We start from the raw sequence: 2,486 nt of genomic DNA, 5'->3' as shown, positions 1-2,486 counted from the left end.
TCCCAGCACAATCGCCTCGGCCCGGTCATCGCGGATGGCGCGCTCGATCTCCTCCGAAATTCGATGGCGGGCGTTGGAGCCGGGCACTTCGAGCTCCAGAACGGGAACGTCGCTTGCCCGCACCCTGGCGCAGCGGCTGGCGAGGCCGTAGCGGACCAGATTGTGCTCAATCGCCGGCACCGAACGCGACAGCGTCGTCACCACGCTGAACTTGCCGGCAATCAGGCTCGCCATGTGAAACGCCGCTTCGCCGATGCCGACCACCGGCATCTCGCTAACGCAGCGTACTGCGTCGAGGCCGGTATCGTCGAAACAGGCGATGACGCAGGCGCTCGCCGCCGGATGTCTCTGGACCTCGCCGATCATTCCCGGGATGGCGAAGACCTCGTCGAAATAGCCTTCGACGCTCGGCGGCCCGTCCTTCGGATTGACGGCGATGATCCTGGTGCCGGCCGAAGCCGCGCCGCGCGCCGCCTCGCCGATCTTTTCGGTCATGGACGCGGTGGTGTTGGGATTGACGACGAGTATGTCCATTTGCGCTTTCATATTTCGCCGCCGAGATACAGTTTCTTGACCCGGTCGTCGCCAAGCAGCTCGGCCGAATGTCCGGCCAGCGCGATCTTTCCGGTCGTCAGTGCGTAGGCGCGCTGCGAGATGCGCAGCGCCATGCGCGAATTCTGCTCGACCAAGAGAACGCTGACCTTTTCGTCGCGATTGATCGCCACGATGGAGCGAGCGATGTCCTGGACGAGCTTCGGCGCGACGCCGAGCGAGGGTTCATCGAGCAGCAGAAGCTTCGGTTTGGCCATTAGCGCCCGCCCGATCACCAGCATCTGCTGTTCGCCGCCGCTCATCGTGCCCGCCGTCTGGGAATAGCGTTCCTTCAGGCGCGGAAAGCGCCCGAGCACCATGTCCAGCGTCCTGGCGATTTCGGCCTTGTCGGTGCGGGTGAAGGCGCCCATCATCAGATTGTCGCGCACCGTCATGTAGGAAAAGACGCGCCGACCCTCCGGCACCATGGCGATGCCCATCCTGACCAGTTCGTCCGGGCGCGTTCCGTCGATGCGGTGGCCCCGGAAATGAATCTCGCCGCTGCGGACTTTCTTCAGGCCGGTGATGGCGCGCAGGATCGAGGATTTGCCCGCGCCGTTCGCGCCGATCAGCGCGACGGTCTCGCCCTCGTTGACGTTGAGCGACACACCCTTCAGTGCATAGACATGATCGTAGTAGAGTTCGACGTCGGAGACTTTCAGCAGTTCGCCCATGGCTAAAATCCGATCGTCTCATCTTCGGCGCCGAGATAGGCCTCGATGACCTTTTCGTTCTCCTGGATTTCCTTCGGCGTTCCCTCGGCGATTTTCACACCGAAGTTCAGGACGACGATGCGGTCGGAAATGTTCATGACGGCGGGCATATCGTGCTCGACCAGCAGGACAGTCACGCCGCGCTTCCGCACGCCGCGCACCATCTCCACCGCGCGCACGGTTTCGTCATGGTTCATGCCGGCGAAGGGCTCGTCGAGCAGAAGCACGGTCGGGTTCGTGGCGAGCCCGATGGCAATCCCGAGCGCGCGCAGATGGCCGTGCGGCAGCGTGCTGGCGATCTCATGCCGTTGCGCGCGGAGATCGAGGAAGTCGATGATCTCGTCCGCCGAGCGGCCGAATTCATCCTCGTCGCGCCGTGCGGTATTCGTGCCGAGATAGAAGCCGGCAAGGCTGGCATTGGAACGCAGGTGATGCGCGATGATGACATTGTCGCGCACCGTCATGCCCTTGAAGATCGTCGTCTCCTGGAACGTGCGCACCACGCCCTTCCGGGCGACGATATGCGGCGCCAGGCCTGAAATCCGCTCTCCCCGGAACAGCACTTCGCCCGAGGTCGGATTGAGGAAAGAGGAAATCAGCTTGAACAGCGTCGACTTGCCGGCGCCGTTGGGGCCGATGACGGAGAGGATTTCGCGTTCGCGGACCGCGAAGGAAACATTGTTGACCGCGACCAGCCCGCCGAAGCGTTTGGTCACGGCCTTGATCTGGAGAAGCTCAGTCATGGTCCTAGCCCTGCTTCTTGCCGAACAGCCGGAGGCTGAGCAGGCCGTTGGGAAGGAACAGCATCAGCGCGATCAGCACCGACGAGAAGATCAGCAACTGGAACTCGCCGGTCGCGAACAGGAAATCCCAGCCGAAATAGAGGACGAAGGTGCCGATCATCGACCCGAAGACGTAGCCGAGGCCGCCGAGGAAGCAGTTCAGCATGAAGTTCACCGAGTCGGTGACGGTGAAGGTCGACGGATAGATCGACTGCGAGATGGCGACGAACATCGCACCGCCGAGACCGCCGAGGAATGAGGAGATGGCGTAGGCGATAACGCGCAGATAGGCGATGTTGACGCCGATCGAGGAGGCCAGTTCCTCGTTCTGCTGCAACGACTGGCAGAGTTTGCCGATGCGCGAATGGACTAGGCGGTAGAGCGCCCCAAAGCACAGCAC

At 62.7% G+C, this 2,486-nt stretch carries 4 protein-coding genes; all 4 read right to left on the bottom strand.

Translation table 11 applies throughout. The annotated features are described in order from the left end of the window. Window positions 1–534, bottom strand: a 534-nt coding sequence (locus EOA86_RS30460) for an aspartate/glutamate racemase family protein (protein WP_128345015.1), incomplete at its 3' end; no start/stop codon positions are given. Between the two features lie 8 nt (window positions 535–542). After that, window positions 543–1,265 carry an ABC transporter ATP-binding protein gene (locus EOA86_RS30455; protein ID WP_127209827.1) on the bottom strand — a complete coding sequence of 241 codons (723 nt, stop codon included), beginning with the start codon at window positions 1,263–1,265 and terminating at the stop codon, window positions 543–545. 2 nt (window positions 1,266–1,267) lie between these two features. Continuing rightward, window positions 1,268–2,047, bottom strand: a complete 780-nt coding sequence (locus tag EOA86_RS30450) for an ABC transporter ATP-binding protein (RefSeq protein WP_127209828.1) — start codon at window positions 2,045–2,047, stop codon at window positions 1,268–1,270. Window positions 2,048–2,051: 4 nt separating this feature from the next. Then, window positions 2,052–2,486 (bottom strand): branched-chain amino acid ABC transporter permease (locus tag EOA86_RS30445; protein ID WP_164892132.1); only part of this gene is annotated, 435 nt, incomplete at its 5' end.

Origin of the sequence: Mesorhizobium sp. M5C.F.Ca.IN.020.32.2.1, from assembly GCF_004023105.1 — a bacterium.
Lineage (GTDB): Bacteria > Pseudomonadota > Alphaproteobacteria > Rhizobiales > Rhizobiaceae > Mesorhizobium > Mesorhizobium wenxiniae.
This window is presented reverse-complemented; position numbering and strand designations above follow the sequence as displayed.